Source organism: Streptomyces sp. BHT-5-2 (genome assembly GCF_019774615.1).
GTDB lineage: Bacteria > Actinomycetota > Actinomycetes > Streptomycetales > Streptomycetaceae > Streptomyces.
The window spans coordinates 1,777,888-1,800,160 of the sequence record NZ_CP081497.1; the positions used below are offsets into that span (position 1 = coordinate 1,777,888).

General features: G+C 75.7%; 20 protein-coding genes and 1 pseudogene. 10 read left to right on the forward strand and 11 right to left on the reverse strand.

What is annotated here, in order from left to right:
* The first annotated feature begins 233 nt into the window (after nt 1–233).
* Entirely contained in the window at nt 234–881 is a 648-nt protein-coding gene (locus K2224_RS35590) for a PepSY domain-containing protein (RefSeq protein WP_260693670.1), read from the forward strand.
* 47 nt (nt 882–928) lie between these two features.
* On the opposite strand, the gene K2224_RS35595 is transcribed toward K2224_RS35590, so the two are convergent.
* From K2224_RS35595 to K2224_RS35605, 3 genes are all read right to left on the reverse strand, one after another.
* A complete protein-coding gene (locus K2224_RS35595; RefSeq protein ID WP_221911238.1) occupies nt 929–2,209 on the reverse strand; it encodes a ribonuclease D in 1,281 nt (426 codons plus the stop codon).
* Nucleotides 2,210–2,289: 80 nt separating this feature from the next.
* Nucleotides 2,290–2,952, reverse strand: coding sequence for a response regulator transcription factor (locus tag K2224_RS35600; protein ID WP_018536954.1), 663 nt, complete (start codon nt 2,950–2,952; stop codon nt 2,290–2,292).
* A 272-nt stretch (nt 2,953–3,224) separates the two neighbouring features.
* Nucleotides 3,225–3,881: a DUF3000 domain-containing protein gene (locus K2224_RS35605; protein WP_221911239.1), complete on the reverse strand. Its 657-nt coding sequence runs from the start codon at nt 3,879–3,881 to the stop codon at nt 3,225–3,227.
* A gap of 102 nt (nt 3,882–3,983) precedes the next feature.
* Between K2224_RS35605 and hemE the strand changes: the two genes are divergently transcribed.
* A complete protein-coding gene (gene hemE / locus K2224_RS35610) occupies nt 3,984–5,051 on the forward strand; it encodes a uroporphyrinogen decarboxylase (RefSeq protein ID WP_221911240.1) in 1,068 nt (355 codons plus the stop codon).
* A gap of 33 nt (nt 5,052–5,084) precedes the next feature.
* On the opposite strand, the gene K2224_RS35615 is transcribed toward hemE, so the two are convergent.
* From K2224_RS35615 to K2224_RS35625, 3 genes are all read right to left on the reverse strand, one after another.
* Nucleotides 5,085–6,473, reverse strand: a complete 1,389-nt coding sequence (locus tag K2224_RS35615) for an FAD-dependent oxidoreductase (RefSeq protein WP_221911241.1) — start codon at nt 6,471–6,473, stop codon at nt 5,085–5,087.
* 130 nt (nt 6,474–6,603) lie between these two features.
* A complete protein-coding gene (locus K2224_RS35620) occupies nt 6,604–8,061 on the reverse strand; it encodes an aldehyde dehydrogenase family protein (RefSeq protein ID WP_221911242.1) in 1,458 nt (485 codons plus the stop codon).
* Nucleotides 8,062–8,197: 136 nt separating this feature from the next.
* The gene (locus tag K2224_RS35625; protein WP_221911243.1) at nt 8,198–9,406 is read right to left on the reverse strand and encodes a thiolase family protein; all 1,209 of its coding nucleotides are present in this window, start codon (nt 9,404–9,406) and stop codon (nt 8,198–8,200) included.
* Between the two features lie 246 nt (nt 9,407–9,652).
* Here K2224_RS35625 and hemG point away from each other — a divergent pair, with 246 nt between their 5' ends.
* Nucleotides 9,653–11,116 carry a protoporphyrinogen oxidase gene (gene hemG, locus K2224_RS35630; protein WP_221911244.1) on the forward strand — a complete coding sequence of 488 codons (1,464 nt, stop codon included), beginning with the start codon at nt 9,653–9,655 and terminating at the stop codon, nt 11,114–11,116.
* Between the two features lie 2 nt (nt 11,117–11,118).
* Complete coding sequence (hemQ, locus tag K2224_RS35635) at nt 11,119–11,856, forward strand: hydrogen peroxide-dependent heme synthase (RefSeq protein ID WP_221911245.1); 738 nt, start codon at nt 11,119–11,121, stop codon at nt 11,854–11,856.
* 109 nt (nt 11,857–11,965) lie between these two features.
* Here the strand turns inward: hemQ and K2224_RS35640 are convergent, their stop codons facing one another.
* The 4 genes and pseudogenes from K2224_RS35640 to K2224_RS35655 all read right to left on the reverse strand — a co-directional run bounded on the left by K2224_RS35640 (nt 11,966) and on the right by K2224_RS35655 (nt 17,156).
* Nucleotides 11,966–13,681, reverse strand: a complete 1,716-nt coding sequence (locus K2224_RS35640; RefSeq protein ID WP_260693671.1) for an alpha/beta hydrolase — start codon at nt 13,679–13,681, stop codon at nt 11,966–11,968.
* Nucleotides 13,682–13,824: 143 nt separating this feature from the next.
* On the reverse strand, nt 13,825–14,631 hold the full coding sequence (locus K2224_RS35645) for a TIGR04222 domain-containing membrane protein (RefSeq protein WP_221911246.1): 807 nt from the start codon (nt 14,629–14,631) through the stop codon (nt 13,825–13,827).
* Between the two features lie 162 nt (nt 14,632–14,793).
* Nucleotides 14,794–16,087: pseudogene (locus tag K2224_RS35650) on the reverse strand (DUF692 domain-containing protein).
* 268 nt (nt 16,088–16,355) lie between these two features.
* Nucleotides 16,356–17,156: a peptidyl-tRNA hydrolase gene (locus K2224_RS35655; protein WP_221911247.1), complete on the reverse strand. Its 801-nt coding sequence runs from the start codon at nt 17,154–17,156 to the stop codon at nt 16,356–16,358.
* Nucleotides 17,157–17,321: 165 nt separating this feature from the next.
* On the opposite strand from K2224_RS35655, the gene K2224_RS35660 reads away from it, so the two are divergent.
* The 3 genes from K2224_RS35660 to K2224_RS35670 are packed head-to-tail and all read left to right on the forward strand — an operon-like array spanning nt 17,322 to nt 19,149.
* A complete protein-coding gene (locus K2224_RS35660; RefSeq protein WP_221912160.1) occupies nt 17,322–18,236 on the forward strand; it encodes an ATP-binding cassette domain-containing protein in 915 nt (304 codons plus the stop codon).
* On the forward strand, nt 18,233–18,913 hold the full coding sequence (locus K2224_RS35665; RefSeq protein WP_260693672.1) for an ABC transporter: 681 nt from the start codon (nt 18,233–18,235) through the stop codon (nt 18,911–18,913). Before K2224_RS35660 ends, K2224_RS35665 begins: the two co-directional genes overlap by 4 nt.
* A 32-nt stretch (nt 18,914–18,945) precedes the next feature.
* The gene (locus K2224_RS35670) at nt 18,946–19,149 is read left to right on the forward strand and encodes a hypothetical protein (protein ID WP_221911248.1); all 204 of its coding nucleotides are present in this window, start codon (nt 18,946–18,948) and stop codon (nt 19,147–19,149) included.
* 28 nt (nt 19,150–19,177) lie between these two features.
* Here K2224_RS35670 and zapE read toward each other — a convergent pair whose 3' ends face one another.
* Nucleotides 19,178–20,305, reverse strand: a complete 1,128-nt coding sequence (gene zapE, locus K2224_RS35675; protein ID WP_221911249.1) for a cell division protein ZapE — start codon at nt 20,303–20,305, stop codon at nt 19,178–19,180.
* Between the two features lie 67 nt (nt 20,306–20,372).
* Here zapE and K2224_RS35680 point away from each other — a divergent pair, with 67 nt between their 5' ends.
* The 3 genes from K2224_RS35680 to K2224_RS35690 all read left to right on the forward strand — a co-directional run bounded on the left by K2224_RS35680 (nt 20,373) and on the right by K2224_RS35690 (nt 22,219).
* Nucleotides 20,373–21,194, forward strand: a complete 822-nt coding sequence (locus K2224_RS35680) for a dihydrofolate reductase family protein (RefSeq protein ID WP_221911250.1) — start codon at nt 20,373–20,375, stop codon at nt 21,192–21,194.
* Nucleotides 21,195–21,351: 157 nt separating this feature from the next.
* Nucleotides 21,352–21,849: an indole-3-glycerol phosphate synthase gene (locus K2224_RS35685; RefSeq protein WP_221911251.1), complete on the forward strand. Its 498-nt coding sequence runs from the start codon at nt 21,352–21,354 to the stop codon at nt 21,847–21,849.
* A 160-nt stretch (nt 21,850–22,009) separates the two neighbouring features.
* Entirely contained in the window at nt 22,010–22,219 is a 210-nt protein-coding gene (locus K2224_RS35690) for a hypothetical protein (RefSeq protein WP_221911252.1), read from the forward strand.
* Nucleotides 22,220–22,273: the final 54 nt, after the last annotated feature.

Genomic DNA, 22,273 nt, shown 5'->3' on the forward strand with positions numbered 1-22,273 from the left:
TGGCACTGCTGCGGGGCGCCCCGGGGGCGCGTCCCACCGACATGCTACTTACGAGTAACCACCCTGCCCACCCCCACCGCCCGGAGCGGTGAAGGTCACACCGCGCCGGCGGACGGGCCGGACGGGGGTGTGCGCCCGGCGGGCGGGTGCGGTCGCGCGGCGGCGGACCGGAAACGCCCGGATCCCGCCGGGTCCTGACGCAAACCCGACCCTCTCCCACTTAAAGTGATCACATGACTACACAGAGGAGTGCGGTGCTCTGCACCGTCGTCGCCCTGGGCGGCGCCCTGCTCGCGGGCTGCGGAAACGACCACGCCACCGGGACCGGTGCCGCCGGCCACGAGCGGGCGGTCCCCGCCTCGGCCCCCGCGGCCTCGCCCGGCACCAGGCTCACCGCGGACCAGGCCGAACGGAAGGCGCTGATCCCCGCCGCCAAGGTCGACTACGAGCGGGCGCTGCGCGCCGCCGTCGCCGAGGTGCGGGCCGCGAAGCCGGTCGCGGCCGAGCTCAAGGGCACGCCGAAGAGCCCGTATTGGCGGACGCAGGTCGCCACCTCCGGAGGGACGGTCCGTGTGGTCCACGTCGATGCGGTCAGCGGCAAGGCCGAGCCGCCGCGCACCGACTCCGCCGACGCCGGCGACCGGAAGAAGCTGGCCGAGCGGCTCGTCGCGGCCACCGTCACCCCGCAGCAGGCCGTTTGGACGGCCACCGCCAGGACCAGGGGCACGGTCAGCGCCGTGGAGCTGGGCGAGGCCGACGGCGGCAGTCGGAAGCCGGCCTGGTCGGTCGACGTGGTCACCACCGCCGACTGGAAGAAGACCACCTACGACATCGACGCCACCAGCCGCAAGGTGCTCCGGACGCACGTCGACCGGGACTGATCCCGAGGATCGGTCCCGGTCGACACGGGCGGGGAGCGGTGGGGCCGTCAGCGGTCCCCGGTGCCCGACAGCAGGGCCTCGGCCAGGAGCGGCGCGACCAGCTCGATCTGCCAGGGACGGGCGCCGTGTCCGGCCAGGACGTCGGCGACCGTCTCCGGGGTCGGGCCGGCCGGCGGCTCCCAGCACAGCCGGCGCACGGTGTCGGGGGTGATCAGATTCTCCTGGGGGAGGTTCAGCCGCTCGGCGAGCGCGGTCACCGCGGCGCGGGCGGCCGAGAGCCGGGCCGCCGCGGCCGGGTCCTTGTCGGCCCACGAGCGGGGCGGCGGCGGGCCGTTGAGCGGCTGGCCGGGCTGCGGCAGCTCGCTCTCCGGCAGCGACCGCGCCCGGTCGACCGCGCCCTGCCACTGCTCCAGCTGACGCCGGCCCATCCGGTGCCCGAAACCGGACAGCGCGGCCAGCGCGTGGGTGTTGGGCGGAAGTTGGAGCGCGGCCTCGACGATCGCGGCGTCGCCGAGCACCTTGCCGGGCGAGACGTCGCGCCGCTGGGCGATCTGGTCGCGCAGCGTCCACAGCTCCCGGACCACCGCCATCTGCCGGCGCCGGCGCACCTTGTGCATGCCGGACGTGCGGCGCCAGGGGTCCTTGCGGGGCGGCGGCGGGGGAGCGGCGGCGATCGCCGCGAACTCCTGCCGGGCCCACTCCAGCTTGCCCTGCCGGTCCAGCTCCTCCTCCAGCGCGTCGCGCAGGTCCACCAGCAGCTCGACGTCGAGCGCGGCGTAGCGCAGCCACGGCTCGGGCAGCGGGCGGGTGGACCAGTCGACGGCGGAGTGGCCCTTCTCCAGGGCGAAGCCGAGGACGTTCTCGACCATGGCGCCCAGGCCGACCCGGGCGAAGCCGGCCAGCCGTCCGGCCAGCTCGGTGTCGAAGAGCCGGCTCGGGACCATCCCTATGTCGCGCAGACAGGGCAGGTCCTGGGTGGCGGCGTGCAGCACCCACTCGGCGTCGGAGAGCGCCTCCCCCAGTGCGGAGAGGTCAGGGCAGCCGACCGGGTCGATCAGTACGCTGCCGGCGCCCTCGCGGCGCAGCTGGACCAGATAGGCGCGCTGGCCGTAGCGGTAGCCGGAGGCGCGCTCGGCGTCCACCGCGACCGGACCGCGGCCGGCCGCGAAGGCGGCGACGACCTCGGCGAGCGCCTCGGGCGTGGCGGTCACCGGGGGGATGCCCTCGCGGGGGTCCAGGAGGGGTACCGGCGCCGGTCGGGATGCCGGAGGCGACTCTCCGGGTGCTCGCAGTGTCGTGTCTGCTGCGGTCTTTTGGGCGTCGGTCACCAGTCAAGGGTATCTGTGTATGCACGTCGCCCGTCGGGGGAATGTTCCCTCGACGGGCGAGAAGGGGCGGGAGGCGGGCTTCAGTGGATGATGCCGGTGCGCAGTGCGACCGCCACCATCCCGGCCCGGTCGCCGGTGCCGAGCTTGCGCGCGATCCGGGCCAGATGGCTCTTCACGGTCAGCGCCGAGAGCCCCATCGAGACGCCGATGGCCTTGTTCGACTGGCCCTCCGCCACCAGCCGCAACACCTCCACCTCGCGCCCGGACAGCTCACGGTAGCCGCCGGGGTGGCCCGGGGCGCCCGGCGGGCGCCGCTGCATACGGGCCGCGTTGGCCCCGATCGGAGAGGTGCCCGGCCGGCCCGGCAGGCCGAGGTTGGTGCGGGTGCCGGTGACGACGTAGCCCTTGACGCCGCCGGCGAGGGCGTTGCGCACGGCGCCGATGTCGTCGGCCGCGGACAGTGCGAGGCCGTTGGGCCAGCCGGCCGCCCGGGTCTCGGACAGCAGGGTCAGGCCGGAGCCGTCGGGAAGGTGGACGTCGGCCACGCAGATGTCGCGCGGGTTGCCGACGCGGGGACGGGCCTCCGCGATGGACGAAGCCTCGATCACGTCACGTACGCCGAGGGCCCACAGGTGACGGGTGACGGTGGAGCGGACGCGAGGGTCGGCCACGACGACCATGGCGGTCGGCTTGTTCGGGCGGTAGGCGACCAGGCTCGAAGGCTGCTCAAGGAGAACTGACACCGGGCCTCCTGGGGAGTGGCGGGGACGGAAGCCGGCTGGGGAAAGCCGGAATGATCCGTGTTTGAAGGGTCACTGACCTCTTCGGCAGCAATACGTCGGGACTTTAGAGTTTGATCACGATTTAGTTAGGGGCAATTCGGGCAAATCGGATGCGTGAGCGATCAAGGTGGGCATGGACTGCACATCGAGGTGATCACAGGCGTACGGAAACGGCGAAGTGCCGCGCACCCGGACATCCCGGACACGCGGCACCTTGTCGTCGCGTTGCTCCCTCAGCGGGCCTGCGGACCGCGGCGCTGCGGCAGCGCCACCACCCCGCCGGGCGGCGCCGGTTCGAGCGGCGTCGGCGGCAGCCCCGCCACCTGGCACAGCAGATCGCACCACGCCGACAGGTGCGCCGCGAGATCCGGCACCCCGCCGGGCCCCTCCTCCGGCGTCCACGACGCCCGGATCTCGATCTGCGTCACCGGCTCCCGCGCCGCCAGCCCGCCGAAGTAGTGCGACCCGGCCCGGGTGACCGTCCCGCTCGGCGCGCCGTAGCGCACCCCGCGCGCCTCCAGCGCACCGGTCAGCCAGGACCACGACACCTCGGGCAGCAGCGGATCGGTGCCCATCTCCGGCTCCAGCTCCGCGCGGGCCAGCGTCACCACCCGGAACGTCCCCTGCCAGGTCTCGTCGCCGGCCGGCTGGTGCAGCACCACCAGCCGCCCGTCCGCCAGATCCCGGTCCTCGCCGTCCGGCCCCGCCCCACGTTCGACGACCGCGGCCTCCAGCGCGTAGGCGTACGGTGCGAGCCGCTTCGGCGCGGGGGTCGGGTCGGTCTCGATCTCCGGCCGCAGTCGTGCCGCGCGGAGCGCCTCGACCGCCTGACGGAAGGGGATCGGTGTCTCGTCCGCGCTGTCCGCGAGGTGTTCTTGAGCCGCAGCCATGCCCGGAAGGGTAGGCGGAAGACGGCGCGCATACGGGGAGGACACCCGATGCGCGCGTCGCCCGTTCGGAGGTGCCGAGGGGCGCATGCGAAGATTTGCCGCGTGAGCGCCAACGATGCCCGGACGGGCCAGCAGCAGACCGCGACGTACGACTCGGCCTTCCTCAAGGCGTGCCGGCGCGAGCCGGTGCCGCACACGCCGGTGTGGTTCATGCGGCAGGCCGGGCGCTCGCTCCCCGAGTACCGCAAGGTCCGCGAGGGCATCGCGATGCTGGACTCCTGCACGCGGCCCGAGCTGGTCACCGAGATCACGCTGCAGCCCGTGCGCCGGCACGGCGTGGACGCCGCGATCTACTACAGCGACATCGTGGTGCCCCTGAAGGCCATCGGCGTAGACCTCGACATCAAGCCCGGCGTCGGCCCCGTCGTCGAGAACCCGATCCGCAGCCGGGCCGACCTGGAGCGGCTGCGCCCGCTGGAGCCCGGCGACGTCCCCTACGTCACCGAGGCCATCGGCCTGCTCACCCGCGAGCTGGGCGGCACCCCGCTGATCGGCTTCGCCGGCGCGCCGTTCACCCTCGCCAGCTACCTCGTCGAGGGCGGCCCGTCCCGCAACCACGAGCACACCAAGGCCCTGATGTACGGCGACCCGCAGCTGTGGGCCGACCTGCTGGACCGGCTCGCGGACATCACCGCCGCCTTCCTCAAGGTCCAGATCGAGGCCGGGGCCGGTGCGGTGCAGCTCTTCGACTCCTGGGTCGGCGCGCTCTCCCCGGCCGACTACCGGCGCTCGGTGCTGCCGGCCTCCGCCAAGGTCTTCGACGCGGTCGCCTCCCACGGCGTCCCGCGGATCCACTTCGGCGTCGGCACCGGCGAACTCCTCGGCCTGCTGGGCGAGGCCGGGGCGGACGTGGTCGGCGTCGACTGGCGGATCCCCCTGGACGAGGCGGCCCGCCGGGTCGGCCCCGGCAAGGCGCTCCAGGGCAACCTCGACCCGGCCGTGCTCTTCGCCCCCCGCGAGGCCGTCGAGACCAAGGCCAGCGAGGTGCTCGACGCCGCCGCCGGCCTCCCGGGCCACATCTTCAACCTCGGCCACGGCGTGCTGCCCGACACCGACCCGGACGCGCTGACCCGCCTCGTCGAGTACGTCCACACCCGGACCGCGCGCTGAAGGGGGCGGGAGGCCGGGGCCGGCCCCTCCGGGTCAGGCCCCGGCCTCCCGCACCGCCGCGGTCGCCTTGCGGGCCGCCACCAGGACCGGGTCCCACACCGGTGAGAACGGCGGTGCGTAACCCAGATCCAGGGCGGTCATCTGCTCCACCGTCATCCCCGCGGTGAGCGCCACCGCGGCGATGTCCACCCGCTTCGCGGCGCCCTCCCGGCCGACGATCTGTACCCCCAGCAGCCGCCCGGTGCGCCGCTCGGCGAGCATCTTCACGTGCATCGGGCGGGCCTCGGGGTAGTAGCCGGCGCGGCTGGTCGACTCGATGGTGACGGTCACGAACCGCAGCCCCGCCGCCCGCGCCTGGCGCTCCAGCGGCCCGGTGCGGGCGATCTCCAGATCGCAGACCTTGCTGACGGCCGTGCCGACGACCCCCGGGAAGGTCGCACAGCCACCGGCCACGTTGGACCCGATCACCTGGCCGTGCTTGTTGGCGTGGGTGCCCAGCGCGATGTGCCGGTGCTCGCCGGTGATCAGGTCGCGCACCTCGACGCAGTCCCCGCCCGCCCAGACGTGCTCCTGGCCGGCCACCCGCATCGCCAGGTCGGTGCGCAGGCCGCCGGACGGGCCCAGCGGCAGACCCGCCGCCTCGGCCAGCGCAGTCTCCGGGCGGACGCCCAGCCCGAGCACCACCACGTCCGCCGGGTACTCGGCGTCGTCCGTGACCACCGCGCGGGCCGGGCCGTCCGCCCCCTCCGTCAGCACGGCGGTCACCCGCGCGCCGGTCACCACCTCGATGCCCATCCCGGACATCGCGGTGTGCACCAGCGCCCCCATGTCCGGGTCCAGGGTGGACATCGGCTGCGCGCCCTGCTCCAGCACCGTCACCTCGTAGCCCCGGTGCACCAGCGCCTCGGCCATCTCGACGCCGATGTAACCGGCGCCGATCACCACCGCCCGCCGGACCGGCGCGCCGCGCAGACCGGTCAGCAGCCGCTGCCCGTCCTCCAGCGTCTGCACCCCGTACACGCCCGGCGCGTCGATCCCCGGCAGCGGCGGCCGCAGCGGGCGCGCCCCGGTGGCCACCACCAGCTTGTCGAAGCCGGTCCACTCCTCCCGGCCGCCGTCCGCCAGATCCCGGCTGCGCACCCGGCCCCGGTCCAGGTCGATCTCGGTGACCTCGGTGCGCAGCCGCAGGTCGATGCCGCGGGCCCGGTGCTCGTCCGGGGTCCGGGCGATCAGCGCGTCCGGACCGTCGACCAGGCCGCCCACCCAGTACGGGATGCCGCAGGCCGAGTACGACGTGAAGCGGCCGCGCTCGAAGGCCGTGACGGCCAGCGCGTCCGGGCCCTTCAGCCGCCGGGCCTGTGAGGCGGCGGACATCCCCGCCGCGTCGCCGCCGATGACCACCAGCCGCTCCGGCGCCGCCATCGCCGTCTCCTCTCGTTCGGTGCCGTGTTCCGGTCGGTTCCGTCCGCTCCACCGTGTTCCATGATCGCGGTGCGGGGTGCCGTGGTGCGGGACCGGCGGCGCCCGGCCGGACCGGAAGCGGGCAGCGGGATCAGAAGGGGTAGGCCGCCGGGGTGGCGCGCACCGTCGTCCAGCGGGTCTCGGTGAACGCGTCGAGGTTGGCCTCGCCGCCGAAGCGGGCGCCGGTCCCGGAGTCGGCCAGCCCGCCGAAGGCCGCCACCGGCTCGTCGTTGACGGTCTGGTCGTTGATGTGCAGCAGCCCGGTGGGGATCCGGTCGGCCAGCTCCAGGGCGCGGGCCGCGTCACGGGTGACGACGCCCAGCGCCAGCCCGTAGGGGGACTCGTTGGCCAGCGCCACCGCCTCGTCGAGGGTTCTGAAGGCGCGGACCGGCGCGACCGGCCCGAAGACCTCCTCGCCGTACGCGGGGGAGGCGCCCACCGAGCCCGGACCGCCGGCGTCCGGGCCCGCGTCGGCGAGGACCGTCGGCCGGTAGAACAGCTCCTCATGCGTGCCGCCGGCGGCGATCCGCACGCCTGCCGCGGCGCTCTCCCGCACCAGCGCGTCGATCCGGTCGAGCTGCCCGCGGTCGATGACCGGGCCGAGGTGGACCTGCGCGCGGAACGGGTCCCCGACCGTCAGCGCGTCCGCCTTCGCCGCCAGCCGCGCCACGTACTCGTCGTAGAGCGAGGCGTGCACCAGGTGCCGGCCGGCCGTCATGCACACCTGGCCCTGGTGGAAGAACGACGCCCAGGCGGCGGTGGACATCGCCGCGTCCAGATCGGCGTCCGGCAGCACCAGGAAGGCGCTGTTGCCGCCCAGTTCGAGATGGGCCCGCTTGAGGTGCTGCGCGGCCAGCGCGCCGACGCTGCGGCCGGCCGCGGTCGAGCCGGTGAAGGAGATCATCCGCACCCGCGGGTCCTCGACCAGCGTCCGTCCCACGTCCGCGCCGCCGGGCAGGACGTGCAGCAGCCCCTCCGGCAGACCGGCCTCGGCGAGGACCGCGGCGAGCACGTGCCCGCCGCACACCGCGGTCCGCGGATCGGGCTTGAGCACCACCGCGTTGCCCAGCGCCAAAGCCGGCGCGACCGACCGGACCGCGAGGACCAGCGGGACGTTGAACGGTGCGATCACCCCGACCACACCGGCCGGCACCCGGGTGGTGTACGACAGGCGCGGCGCGCCCGAGGGCAGCACCTGGCCGAGCGGGCGATGGGCGAGCGCGGCGGCCTCGTAGCACTCCTCGGCCGCGGTGCGGATCTCGAACCCGGCCTTGCCGCGGACGCTGCCGGCCTCCCGGACGAGCCACTCGCCGATCTCCTCGGCGTGCCGGTGCACGAGGTCGCCGGCCCGGCGCAGCACCGCGGCCCGCTCCGTGTACGGCCGGCGCGCCCAGTCCCGCTGCGCCGCGGCGGCCGCGATCGCCGCGTCCGCGACGTCGGCGGGTGCGGCCAGGGTCAGCTCCGCCAGCGCCTCGCCGGTCGCCGGTTCCAGCGCCGCGGCGGGGCCGCCGCGCAGGGCGCACCAGTCCTTGGGGTCGAGCAGGGCCATCGGGCCAACCTCCGGGATAGCGGGGACAGTTGATTGGTCAACGAGTGTCCCCCATGTCGCCGCCGCACGCCCGCCGAACGCCCGACGCCGGACCGCCGGTCCGTCCCCGGGCCCGACCCGTCGGAGCGACAGCGCCCTAGCGCTCCAGCACCATCGCCGACCCCTGACCCACGCCGATGCACAGGGCCGCCAGGCCGGTGCCCGAGCCCCGGGCGGCGAGTTGGTGGGCCACCGCGCCGGCGAGCCGGGCACCGGAGGCGCCCAGCGGGTGGCCGATGGCGATGGCGCCGCCGCGCGGATTGACCACCGTGGGGTCGAGTTCCGGCCACTGGGCGACGCAGCCCAGCGCCTGGGCCGCGAACGCCTCGTTCAGCTCGCAGACCGCCAGGTCGCCGAAGCCCCGCCCGGCCCGCGCAAGCGCCCGCCGGACCGCCTCGACCGGGCCCAGCCCGAACAGCTGCGGCTCGACGCCGGTCACCGCGCTCGACCGGACGCGGGCCAGCGGCTCCCGCCCGGTGGCCCGCAGTCCCTCCTCGCTGACCAGCAGCAGTGCGGCGGCGCCGTCGTTGAGCGGCGAGGAGTTGCCGGCGGTGACCGTGCCCCCCTCGGCGCGGAACACCGGCTTCAGCTTGGAGAGCGCCTTCAGCGAGGAGCTCTCCCGGATCGTCTCGTCACGGGCCAGGTCCACCCCCGGCACCGGCACGACCTCGGCGGCGTAGTCGCCCGCCGCCCAGGCCCGGACTGCCTTCTGATGGCTGGCCAGCGCGAACACGTCCTGCTGCTCGCGGGTGATGCCGTGCTTCCCGGCGATCAGCTCGGCGCCCTCGCCCAGCGACACCGTCCACTCCGGCGCCATCCGCGGATTGACCATCCGCCAGCCCAGCGTCGAGGAGAACATCTCCTGATGGCCCGCCGGGAAGGCCCGTTCCGGCTTGCGCAGCACGTACGGCGCCCGGCTCATCGACTCCACGCCGCCGGCCACCGCGATCTCCGCGTCGCCGTGCGCGACCGCCCGCGCCGCCTGGACGACCGCCTCCAGCCCGGACCCGCACAGCCGGTTGACCGTCACCCCGGGCACCGTGACCGGCAGCCCGGCCAGCAGCACCGCCATCCGCGCCACGTTGCGGTTGTCCTCGCCCGCGCCGTTGGCGTCGCCGAAGTACACGTCGTCGATCCGCTCCGGGTCGAGCCGCGGGGTGCGGTCCACCAAGGCGCGCAGCACATGGGCGGCGAGATCGTCGGGGCGCGTCCCGGCCAGTGCGCCGCCGTACTTGCCGACCGGGGTCCGCACCGCGTCGACGATGTAGACGTCCCGTACGGCGTCCCCTGCGTGTGGCTCGGTCATCAGGCTGTGTCCTCGCTGTCTGCGCTGTCTGGGCCGTCCGCGCGTACCGGCTCGGGCCGGCCGGGCGGTACGAAGATCGCCGCCCGCCGCCCCGAGTCTTTGCCCGGCACCGCCCGGTGTCAACGGTGCGGCCGGCCACCTTCACCGGTCGGCGCCGGACGCCCCGGGCGCATCGGGCGCCGACCGGCTGCCGGGGGCCCGGACCGGCCCCGAACGGCCCGGACCGGCTCTGAGAGAGTGGAGGGCATGAGCACAGCGCACAGGGGTACGGGCGGGGCGCCCGGTCATGTCGTGGTCGTCGGCGGCGGGATCGCGGGGCTGGCCGCCGCGCACCGGCTGCTGGCGGGCGGGGCCCGGGTGACCCTGCTGGAGGCGTCGGGGCGGCTCGGCGGCAAGCTGCTGGCCGGCGACGTCGCGGGCGTGCCGGTCGATCTCGGTGCCGAGTCGATGCTGGCCCGGCGGCCGGAGGCGGTGGAGCTGGCGCGGGCCGTGGGCCTGGCCGACCGGCTCCAGCCGCCCGGCACCGCCACCGCCTCGCTGTGGACCCGAGGTGCGCTCCGCCCGATGCCCAAGGGGCACATGATGGGCGTCCCCGGCGACCTGGGGCCGCTGGCCGCCTCCGGGGTGCTCTCCCCGGAGGGCCTGGCGCGCCTCGAACAGGACCGGACGCTGCCGACGACCGAGGCCGGCACCGACGTCGGGGTCGGCGAGTACGTCGCGGCCCGGCTCGGCCGGGAGGTCGTCGACCGGCTCGTCGAGCCGCTGCTCGGCGGGGTCTACGCCGGCGACGCCTACCGCATCTCGATGCGCGCCGCCGTGCCGCAGCTCTTCGACGCGGCCCGCCGCGGCGGTTCGCTGATCGAGGGTGTCCGGGCCGCCCAGGAGCGCGCCGCGGCCGCCGTGCCCGAGGGCCCGGCCGCGACCGGCCCGGCATCGGTCTTCATGGGCATCGCCGGCGGCATCGGCGCCCTGCCCGGCGCGGTCGCGGACGCGGTGCGCCGCTCCGGCGGCGAGATCCTGCTGCGCACACCGGTCGACGCCCTGCACTGGACCGGCGCGGACGGCTGGCACATCCGGGCCGGCGACCACGCGCTCACCGCCGACGCGGTGGTCCTGGCCGCCCCCGCGGCCGCCGCCGCACGACTGCTCCGCCCCGGTTCCCCGGCGGCCGCCGGCGAACTGGCCGCCGTCGAGTACGCCTCGATGGCGCTGGTCACCATGGCCTTCCGGCGAGCCGACCTGGTCACCGTGCCGAGCGGCAGCGGCTTCCTCGTCCCGCCGGTCGACGGCCACCGGATCAAGGCGTCCACCTTCGCCAGCCACAAGTGGAACTGGATCGCCGAGGCCGACCCGGACCTCTTCGTGCTGCGCACCTCCCTGGGCCGCTACGGCGACGAGGCGGACCTGGCCCGCGACGACGCCGAACTGGTCGGGCTCTCCCTGGCCGACCTCGGCGAGGCGGTCGGCCTGGCCGCCCGGCCGGTGGCCACCACCGTCACCCGCTGGGACGGCGGGCTGCCGCAGTACACCGTCGGCCATGTGGACCGGGTGGCCCGTGTCCGGGCCGCGGTCGCCGGCCTGCCGGGCCCGCTGCGGGTCTGCGGCGCGCTCTACGACGGCGTCGGCATCCCGGCGTGCATCGGCTCCGCCGGCCGGGCCGCCGACGAGATCCTCGGGACCCTGGCGGCGGGCGCCGTCGCCGGCGAGTGAGAATGGACGACATGACAGACGCTTCCACCCCCGACTCCGCCAAGATCCCCAACGCCGGCAAGAAGGCCAAGGACCTCAACGAGGTCATCCGCTACACCCTCTGGTCGGTCTTCAGGCTGCGCGACGTCCTGCCCGAGGACCGGTCCGGCTACGCCGACGAGGTCGAGGAGCTGTTCGCCCAGCTCGCCGCCAAGGACGTGGTGGTCCGCGGCACCTACGACCTCTCCGGCCTGCGCGCGGACGCGGACGTGATGATCTGGTGGCACTCGGAGAACTCCGACGACCTCCAGGAGGCGTACAACCGCTTCCGCCGCACCCGCCTGGGCCGCGCGCTGGAGCCGGTCTGGTCGAACATGGCGCTGCACCGCCCCGCCGAGTTCAACAAGTCGCACATCCCGGCCTTCCTGGCCGACGAGCACGCCCGCGACTACGTGAGCGTCTACCCGTTCGTGCGCTCCTACGACTGGTACCTCCTCCCCGACGAGGACCGCCGCCGGATGCTCGCCGACCACGGCAAGATGGCCCGCGGCTTCCCCGACGTCCGCGCCAACACCGTCGCCTCCTTCTCGCTCGGCGACTACGAGTGGATCCTCGCCTTCGAGGCCGACGAGCTGCACCGCATCGTCGACCTGATGCGCCACCTGCGCGGCTCCGAGGCGCGGCGGCACGTCCGCGAGGAGATCCCCTTCTACACCGGCCGCCGCAAGCCGGTCGCCGAGCTGGTCGCCGGCCTGGCCTGACCGGCCGCCGGCCCCCGGCACGCAGGGGCACCGGCCGGCACCCCGCAGCCGTACGGGCCGCCCCCGGAGGGACGGCCCGTACGCGTGCACCGGGGCGGCGGTCCTTGCCCTACGGCCCCTTCACCTTCACCTGCTGCTGCACCAGCGCCTGCCGGCCCCGCTGGATCGGCTGCCCCGGCACCGGCTCGGCGCGCGGGCCGCAGTACGACCGGTGCCCGGGCACCTTCCCGCGCAGCAGATACGCCTCCACATGGGCGTTGACACAGGCGTTGTCGCCCAGCGCGATGCCGTGGGTGCCCGCCGCCCGCTCGGTGACCAGCGACGAACCGGGCAGCCGCCGTTGCAGCTCCAGCGCGCCCGGGTACGGCGTGGCCGCGTCCCGCTCGGCGGCCAGCAGCAGCACCGGCGGCAGCGCGCCGGGCTCGGTGCGGACGTCCAGCGGGCCGCGCGGACCCAGCGCGGAGTCCAGGGCGGTGGCGGCGGCGTGCCGGGAGGCGTCGGCCAGCGCGCCGGTGGCCGGTGCGCCCTTGGCGGCCCGGTGGGCGGTGGTGCGGATCGCCTCCTCGACGCCGGCCGCCGCCGACTGCCGGTGGTTCGGCCAGAACGCACACGGCAGGTTCATCCAGACGTTGTCCCAGGTCTCGAACGGCGCGGTGCGGGCGAGGGAGGTGTTGTCCCGGTCCCAGACGCGCCAGTCGCGCGGCCAGGCCGCGTCGTTGCACTCGACGGCGGTGTAGACGGCGTTGGCGTTCTCCTCGCCCACGGCGTCGGGGGAGGGCAGCGCCTGGGCGAGCAGCTGCTGGGCGTCGCCGTGCAGGTACTTCGACAGCGCGTCGGCGCGCAGCGGCCAGAACGCGTCGTTGTAGCCGGTCTTGAGGAACGCCGCCTGCAGCTGGCCGGGGCCGACCCGGCCGTTGGCCGGTTCCCGCCGCAGCCGGGTGACGGCGGTGTCGTACGCGCGCTGCACGGCCTCCTTGCTGGCCCCCAGGTGGTAGGTGGCGTCGTGCTTGGCGACCCAGTTCAGCCAGTCGTGCCAGCGGCGTTGGAAGGCGACGCTCTGGTCGAGGTTGTTGCGGTACCAGATCTGCTGGGGGGCGGGGTTGACCACGCTGTCGAAGACCATCCGGCGGACGTGGCCGGGGAACAGCGTCGCGTAGACCGCGCCGAAGTACGTCCCGTAGGACGCGCCCATGAACGTCAGCTTCTTCTCGCCGAGCGCCGCCCGCAGCATGTCCAGGTCCCGGGCGTTGTTGACCGAGTTGTAGAACGGCAGGTCGGCGCCGGCCCGTTGGGCGCAGCCGTGGGCGTACGCCTTGGCCTCCGCGACCTTCTTCCGCTTGAAGGACTCGCTGGGGTAGCGCGGGCTGTCCGTGGGGGCCTTGACGAACTCCTTGGGGTTCACGCAGGACAGCGGCGCGCTGTGCCCCACCCCGCGCGGCGCGTAGCCGACGAAGTCGTAGGCGCGGGCGGTCCGGCGCCAGGTGGGCAGCCCGCCGTAGAGCGGGAACTGCAGGCTGGAGGCGCCGGGGCCGCCGGGGTTGAAGACCAGGGCGCCCTGGCGCTCGCCGGGCGCGGTGGCCCGGGACCGGCTGACCGTCAGCCTGATCTTCTTGCCGTTGGGGCGCGCGTAGTCGAGCGGCACGGTGAGGGTGCCGCACTCGATCGACGGCGGGAGGTGTTCCACGGCCGCGCACCGGCCGAAAGTGAGGGGGTGGACGGGGGCGGGCGGCGCCGACGGGTCCCGGACGGCGCCGCCGGCCGGTGCGGTGGCGAGGCCGGTCAGGACCAGCGACCCGAGGGCGCCGTACAACGCAAGTGCTCTCACGAGCCGTCCCTTCGTATGGTGCGTGGTGCGCGGTGCGGGGGCTCCGTGAGGGGCTCGCTGCACTGGGTCGCACGGTGGGCATACAAAAGGGATAGTTGGGCCGATTGGTGGCAAAGTAAAGCACCGTACGGCGGTGTCGGACGCTATGCCCCGGAAGAGTGGAGCGCCTCGCGCAAACCGGGATCGGTGAGCACGGCGGGCCCGAACAGCGCCAGCCCCGTCAGCCCGGCCGGGGACGCGGCCGGGCCCGGCCGCCTCTCCCGTGCGCCGTGCTGCTCCTGGCGCAGTCGCGCCTCGCCGGCGTCGGTGGCCCAGCCGGTGTACGGGTGGGCCTCGGCGCGGGCGACGATCCAGGTGCCGAGGGTGAGGATCAGCGGCAGCGCGAACCACGCCAGCACCAGCCCGTCCACCTCGCCGGGCGGCGCCGCCCAGTACGTCGCGCCGGCGGCCAGCGGCACCACGAGGGCGGCGGCCCGCAACTGGCGGACGGCCGAGCCGACCCCCGTACGGACCGTGCCGGGCGCCGCGAGACCGGCGCGCACCAGCCGGTCGGCCAGCCCGTGGACCGCGTCGGCACCGGACAGGGCCTGCCGTACGGCCGGTATGCGCTGCTGTCCCTCCGGGCCGATGGCGGTGAGCGCGGCGCGCTCGACGGGGTCCTGGCCGACCGGGTCGACGACCGTGGCCCAGCCGGTGTGGGCCAGGTGCAGCCGCCGCTGCTGGGCCATCAGGACGAGCACCACGTCGGCGAGCCGGTGCGGGCCGCCGGAGAGGTACGCCGTCTCGTACAGGGTCAGCCCGGCGGGGGCGGCGTCGGGGGCCGGGCCGGCGTCCGGCGGGGTGCCCTGGGCGCGGTGCAGGGCGTGCCCGGCGACGACCGCCGCGCGGCAGACCCGGACGCAGGAGGCGATCGCCGCGGCCCAGGCGAGCAGGAGGAAAAGGAGCCACATGGCGGAGGTTCTACGGGACGGCGGGCGCCGCCGCCATGAGCTTCATCACGATGCGGACATCTTGCCGGAGCCGGCCGGTGCCGCCCAACTCGCGGCACCGGCCCGCCGCTTCACTCCGCGGACGCGAGCAGAAATGCGAAGGGCGGGCCGTCGGTTCCTGCGTCAGGTGCGGCGCAGGGCGCGGCGCAGGGGTTCGGCGCGCCGGGCGGCGGCCCGTGCCAGGCGCGCCGCGGGGCCCGCGGACGGCGGCCGGGACCCGGCGCGGTCGCGCCACCAGCGCATCAGCCGCTGCCGCGCCACCGGGTCCGCGGGGCGCTCCCGGGCCAGCAGGAACGCCGCGAAGTCCAGGGCGTCCTGGCGGTAGCCGCCGCCCATGGGGCGGTTCCGGGCGTAGTCGAGGAAGGCCGGCCGGTAGCCGTCGCCGAGGATCTCCGGGAGTTCGGGTGCGACCTTGGCGACCACCGAGGCCCGCTTGGCGGCCAGTGCCCGGCTCTGCACCCGCAGCCGGGCGCGGTCGAAGCCCTCCGGGGCGGGCGTCCCGGCCACCAGCGCCGACAGCAGCGCCGCCTGCGCCAGCGCCAGCCGTTCCCGGGCCGGACCGGTGTCCGGCGTCTCAGACCGCCGCGCCATGGCGCACCCCCTCCACCACCGTGCGGATCGCGTCGAGTTCGCCGGCCAGCGCCGCGCCCTCGGGGAAGTCGTCGTCGCGCTCCAGCAGCACACCGGGCGGATCGACCCGGGCGCACAGCTCCGCGAGGACGTCCAGGACCGGCCGGGTCACCGGGTGCGCGTGGCTGTCGTGCCACACCCCGTCCCGCTCGACACCGCCGGCGACATGGACGTAGGCGATCGCCTCCACCGGCAGCTCGTCGAGCGCCGCGGCCGGGTCCTCGCCGCGGTTGACGTGGTTGGTGTGGAGGTTGGCGACGTCGATCAGCAGTCGGACCCCGGTGCGCTCGACCAGCTCCGACAGGAAGCGCCCCTCGGTCATCTCCTCGCCGGGCCAGGAGAACAGCGCGGCGATGTTCTCCAGGGCCAGCGGCACCGGGAGCGCGTCCTGGGCGATCCGGACGTTCTCGCACAGCACGTCGAGCGCGTCCCGGGTGCGCGGCACGGGCAGCAGGTGCCCGGCCTCCATCACCGGCGACGCGGTCAGCGGGCCGCCCGCGCGGACGAACGCGAGGTGCTCGGTGGCCAGCGGGGCGTCCAGCGCAGTGGCCCGCTCGGCGAGCGCCGCCAGCCGACCGGCGTCCGGCCGGTCCGCGCCACCGAGCCCCAGCGAGACGCCGTGCGGCACCACCGTCGTGCCGTGCTCCCGCAACTCCCGCAGGGCGTCCGGGAGATGGTCCGGGCAGACGTTCTCGGCCACCACCTCCACCCAGTCCACCCCGGGCAGCGCGGCGATCTCGTCGGCGATCTCCGGCCGCCAGCCGATGCCCGTCCCCAAATACCGCATGGTCCCCCCTGTCGCTCCCCTCGGTCGGGGTACTTCTCACCCCGCGTGGCCCGGCCAATCGTGCCACCGCGCGGTTCAGAGGTTGATTTGAGCTTCGAACGACGCCGGCCGCGCGGGCCGCGTCCCCGGTGTGACGTGCACCGGCCGCCGCCTCCGGCCGGGTCTCAGCGGGCCACCTCGAACCCGACCGCCGCGCCCGGCGCCACCAGCACCCCGCCGGTGGCCTGGGCCAGCCGCCGCACCCGCGGACGCTGCAGGGGCCCGGTCGTCAGCCGGCCGAGGGCAGCGTGGAGCCGCGCAGCGCCGGATGGTCGGCGACCACCGTGCACGAACCGCTGGGGATCTCCGTGAAGCCGGCATCGCGCACCACGGGAAGCCCGCCGGTGGTCAGCGCCGCCCACGCCGCCGGCTTCGCCGTCCGCACCGCCAGCGGGAAGCCCGCCGCGCGCCAGGACTCCCGCTCCGCCGCGGCCAGCCCCCACCACGCCAGCTGCGCGCCGTGCCCGGCCTGCGCCATCGCCTTGCCCGCCGACATCTCCAGCGCCGGGCTGAGCCACAGCACCGGCACGTCGTCCGCCGGCTCCGCGGGGGCGCCGGGATCGTCCAGCTCGGTGCCGGAGACCTGGAGCCGCGCCAGGTCCTTCGGCCAGCCGTCCAGCGGCACCGGCGGGAAGACCCGGACCTCGGCCTCGCGGCCGGTGACCGTGATGCCGGGGAGCGCCGCGGCCCGCCGCCACTCCGCGCCGCGCGCCCGCCGCACCACCTTGCGTATCCGGGAGTCCTGCCAGGCGTGCACCACCGGGGCCCACTCGCCCGCGCCGACCGCCCGCTCGTCGGAGAGCAGCACCAGCACCGCCCGCGCCGCCGTCTCCAGCGCGTCGGTGCGCGCCGGCGGGGCGTCCCGCTCCAGGCGCACCACCAGCGGCAGTACGTACTCCGGTGCCGGCTCCGCCTGCTCCGCGGCCTGCTCCGCGGTCTCCTCGCGGGCGGCGGGCGGGCGCTCGCGGTCGTCGGTCCGGGTGGGGCGGCTGTGCTCGCCGGCCGGGCCGGCGGTCTCGGTACTGGTCACCCGATCAGTCTGCCAGCCGCCACCGACATCGCCCGGCGCGTGCCCGCGGTCGTCGCACGCGCTCCCGCCAACCCGGCCCGCCCCGGGCCGCGTTACTGTCGGCCCCGGCAGGGAAGCGGAGCAGCGGGGGAGGTGCCGCCCATGCCGGGGCGGAGTGCGCAGCGGATGCGGTTGGACGGGGTCGGGCGGCGCTACGGGCTGCGCGGCCCGTGGGTGCTGCGCGAGGTGCGGCTCGACGTGCCGGCGGGCGGGCTGCTGCGCGTCGAGGGGACCAACGGCACCGGGAAGTCCACCCTGCTGCGGCTGCTCGCCGGCATCGACCGGCCCACCACCGGCCGGATCACCGGCCGTCCGCGCACCGCCTACGTGCCCGAACGGTTCCCGGCCGCCCTGCCGTTCACCGCCGCCGGCTACCTCACCCACCTCGGCCGTGTGCACGGCCTGCGGACCCCGGAGGCCGCCGGCCGGGCCGCCGAGTGGCTGGCCCGCTTCGGCGCCTCCGGTCACGCCCGCACCCCGCTGGCCGAACTCTCCAAGGGGACCAGCCAGAAGGTCGCGGTCGCCCAGGCGCTGCTCGCCGAGCCCGAACTCCTCGTCCTGGACGAGGCGTGGACCGGTCTGGACCCGGCCGCCCGCGAGGTCCTCGACCGCGTGGTCGGCGAGCGGGTCGCCGCCGGCGGCACCGTCGTCTTCGTCGACCACGACCCGCGCCGGCTCGCCGGGGCCGCGGACGCCCGCTACCGCGTCGCCGACGGCCGGCTGCTGCCCCAGGAGTCCGCGGAGGCCGCCGACCCCGTGGACGGGGCCGTGCCCGACCCGGGGCCGTGGACCGTCGTCGAGGCGGCGGGCCCGCCGGGCGGCCCGCCGCCGCCCGGTCTCCCCGGGGCACCGCACCTCGCCCCCGGCCCCGACGACACGCTCCGGCTGACCGTCCCGGCCGCCCACTCCGACGCCCTGCTCCGCGCCCTGCTCACCGCGCACCCGCCCTGGCACATCCGCACGGTCGCCGCCGCCGAGCCGCCCGACCCCGGAACACCGGCCCCCGGCACGCCCGCCCCCGGAGGAACGCCCCGCCCATGACCGCCTCCCTGACCGCCCTGGTCCGCTACCAGGCGGCGCTGCTCGCCGGTTCGTACCGCTGGCTGCCGCCGCTCCTCGTCCACGCGGCGTTCCTCGCCGTCGGCGTCCAGACGGGCGGCCCGATCCTGGACGCGTACGGCTACGCCGCCGGTGGGCTGCTGCCGGTCACCGTCTGGCTGGCCCGGATCTGCGTCACCAACGAGCCGCCCGCCGCCCGCAGTTGCACCGCGGCCGCCGCCGGACCCGGCCGGGCGCACCTCGCCGCGCTGCTGACCGCGGCCGGTGCCGGGCTGCTGCTCGCCCTGGCCGGGACCGCCTTCGTCGCGCTGCTCTCCGACCCGCACTCGACCGACCACCGGGTCGAGGTCCCGGTGCTGCCCGCGACCGCCGCCGGGCTGCTGACCCAGCTGGTCTGCCTGCTGCTGGGCGTCGCGATCGGCGCACTGTGCTCCTGGCCGGTGCTGCGCCGCCCCGGTTGGGGCGTACCGGCCGGGCTGGTCGCCGCGCTGCTGGTCCTCGTCGTGGGGGCGTCGCCCGCCAACGCCGCACTGACCGGCATGATCACCGGCTCCGAGCACGGCACCGTCACCGTGCCCTGGCTGCCGTTCGCCGCCGCGGGGCTGCTGGCCTCCGGGGCGACGGCCCTGGCCTGCGCGCTCACCGGGCGCCGGGGCTGACCGCCGCACCGGCCGCGGCGTACGCTCGCCCCATGCCGTCCACCGACCCGTACTGCGCGCCCGAGCCGCCCGCCGCTCCCGACCCGGGTCCGGCCGCCGCCCCCGATGCGGGCGAGCCCCGCGCCGGCTGCGTCGAGTGCGGCCGCCCGACGGAGTACCCGGCCGCCCGCCCGGGGATCGTCCGCTGTCCGGTCTGCGAGTGGCAGGAGGCCCAGCGGACGGCCTGCTCGGGGTGACCCGGCCGCCACGAGGGGGCGACGGGCCCTAGACCACCAGGGTCTTGGCGTCCCGGGCCAGCGCGGTGAGCCGGGAGATCGCCCGGAAGTACTTCTTCCGGTAGCCGCCGCGCAGCATCTCGTCGCTGAACAGCTCGTCGAAGGGCTTGCCGGAGGCCAGTACCGGCACCTCGCGGTCGTAGAGCCGGTCGGCGAGCACCACCAGGCGCAGCGCGGTGGACTGGTCCGGCACCGCCTGGACGTCGGTGAGGCAGACCGCCGAGATGCCGTCGCACATCGCGCCGTACCGGCTGGGGTGCACGGTCGACAGGTGCCCCAGCAGGGACGGGAAGTCGTCGAGCGAGGCACCGGGCGTGCGGTGTGCCGCGCGGGTCACGGTCTCCTCGTCGTAGGGGGCGGGCGCCTCGGGCAGGCCGCGGTGGCGGTAGTCCTCGCCGTCGATCCGCAGGGGGCGGAAGTGGGCGCTCAGGCCCTGGATCTCGCGCAGGAAGTCGGCGGCCGCGAACCGGCCCTCGCCGAGCTTGCCGGGCAGCGTGTTGGAGGTGGCGGCCAGCGCGACGCCCGCCTCCACCAGCTTGCCCAGCAGGGTGGAGACCAGCACCGTGTCGCCGGGGTCGTCCAGCTCGAACTCGTCGATGCACAGCAGCCGGTGGCCGCTGAGCGTGCGCACGGTCTGCTGGAAGCCGAGCGCGCCGACCAGGTTGGTCAGCTCGACGAAGGTGCCGAACGCCTTGAGCTCGGGCACGGCCGGGGTGGCGTGCCAGAGGGAGGCCAGCAGGTGGGTCTTGCCGACGCCGTAGCCGCCGTCCAGATAGACCCCGCGCGGCCCCTTGGGCGCGGCGGCCTTCTTCGGTCCCCGGGAGAACCAGCGGCGCTTCCCGCCGGCCGCGTCGGCCCCGCCGTCGATGCCCGCGGCGAACGTCCGCAGGACCTGCACCGCCTCGGCCTGGCTGGGCTGGTTCGGGTCCGGGAGATAGGTGTCGAAGCGGGCGCCCTGGAAGCGCGGCGGCGGCACCATCTCGGCGACCAGTCGCTCGGCCGGGACGTGCGGTGCGCGGGAGGTGAGCGCGGTGGGCGCCATGGTGCCGTCCCCGTCGGCCGGGGGCCCGGCTATCGGGGAGGGCGCGGAGGAGGACGAGGGCTGGGAAGGTGACACAGCTGTCCAGCCTAGTCGCTGCGCGGTACCACCCGACCCGCTGAGCGAGGCATGTCACACTGCGCCCATGCGACGCCTGTTCCCCCTTCCCGCCCCGACCACCCCGTCCCCGGAAACCGTCCCGGATGCCGGTTCCGGCGGCGCCACCGACCGCGAGTGGACGCTGGACGAGCTGGCCGCGGCCTACGCCTACCCGGCGGCGGACGACCCGGCGCGCGCCGGCCGGCCCGGCTGGCTGCGCGCCAACATGGTGTCCTCCCTGGACGGCGCGGCGCACCACGAGGGCCGTTCGCAGCCGCTCTCCGGGGACGCCGACATGCGGATCTTCGGGGTGCTGCGGGCGCTCGCGGACGCGGTCGTGGTGGGCGCGGAGACGGTCCGGCGGGAGGGCTACCGGCCGGCCCGCGCACGGGCCGCGTTCGCCGAGCGGCGGGCCGCCGCCGGACAGGCCCCGGCCCCCGCCATCGCCGTGGTCACCGCGGGCCTGGACCTGGACTTCTCCCTGCCGCTGTTCACCGAGCCGCTGGTGCCCACCGTGGTGCTGACCGGCACCGGCGCCCCCGAGGAACGGGTGGCCGCGGCCCGCGCGGCCGGCGTCGAGGTGCTCTTCGCCGGCGAGGGGCTCGGCGTCGACCCGGCGCGCGTCCCGGGGGCGCTGGCCGGGCGGGGCCACACCCGGTTGCTCTCCGAGGGCGGGCCGCGCCTGCTGGGGCAGTTCGCGGCGGCCGGGGTACTGGACGAGATGTGCCTCTCGCTCGCCCCTGTGGTGGCGGTGGGCGGCGCGCAGCGGATCATGGAGGGGCCCGAGGTGGCCGTTCCGGAGCGGTTCGCGCTGGTGTCCGTACTGGAGGACGCCGGGTTTCTGTTCACCCGTTACCGCCGGTTCTGAGCATGCCGCCGGTGCTCAAAAGAGCGTGCGGAATTGCCTGTTCCGCTTAGCTTCCGTTGGGCACACTAAAAGCCGACAGGTCCCGTGTGGCGACGGGGCAGGATGGTTTCTGTGGGCACCGTGACAGCGGTGCCGGAAGAGAAGAAGGGCGTCCGTCGTGTTCACGAGCGTATTGATGATCGAGAAGCCTCTGACGCCCGCCGACGTGGAGTTCGTCACCACCCTGCACGGGGACGATCCGGTGTCCTTCGTGGTCCTCATGCAGCCGCGCGGCAAACAGGACGTCCTGCTGCGGGCCATCGACGACGTCGCGCTCGGGGAGTTCGAGGACGCCGTGCGGGAGGGCGAGGAGCCGGGCGGGACGAACGCCGTGCTCCCCGCCGAGCAGGGGCTCTCGCACACCCTGCAGGCCCTGCGGGCCGCCGGCGCCGAGGCGGTCGGGCAGGTGGTCGAGGACCATCCGCTGGACCTGCTGAAGTCGGTCGTGGACGAGACTGGCGCGGACGAGGTGATCGTGCTGACCACCCCGCACTTCGTCGAGGAGTTCTTCCACCGCGACTGGGCCTCCCGGGCCCGCCACAAGGTCGGCGTCCCGGTCCTCAAGCTGTTCTCGCACGCCGCCGACGACCAGCCGCAGCAGTCCGGCAGCGCCTGACCCGGCCTCGCCGGCCCCGCCGGTCCCGCGCCGGCCCGCCACCCGAACGGGCCAGTTCCGGCCCGCCGCCGTCCCGGATCGGTGCGTTCCTGGTCAGAAAGCGGCCCGTGGCGGGCCGTATCCGACAGCCGAGGACCGGCGAGCGAGGAAAGGGGCCGTCATGGCGGAGCAGCGGGAACGGGAACCGGGCGACGAACGGGAGCGCGGCCGCGACAAGGGCCGGCCCCGGGACGAGGAGCGCGGCAGGGAGACGACGGAGGAGGCCGCCCCGGAGTCCGGGAAGCGGGGGCGCCGGTCGAGCGGTTCCGACAAGGGGAAGACGGACGGCCCGTCCGGCCTGTTCCCCACCTTCTCGCACCGCGACGACTAGGGCCGGTCCCCCGCAGGTGTACGGGACGGCCGGTGTCCCGACCGTCCCGCACCG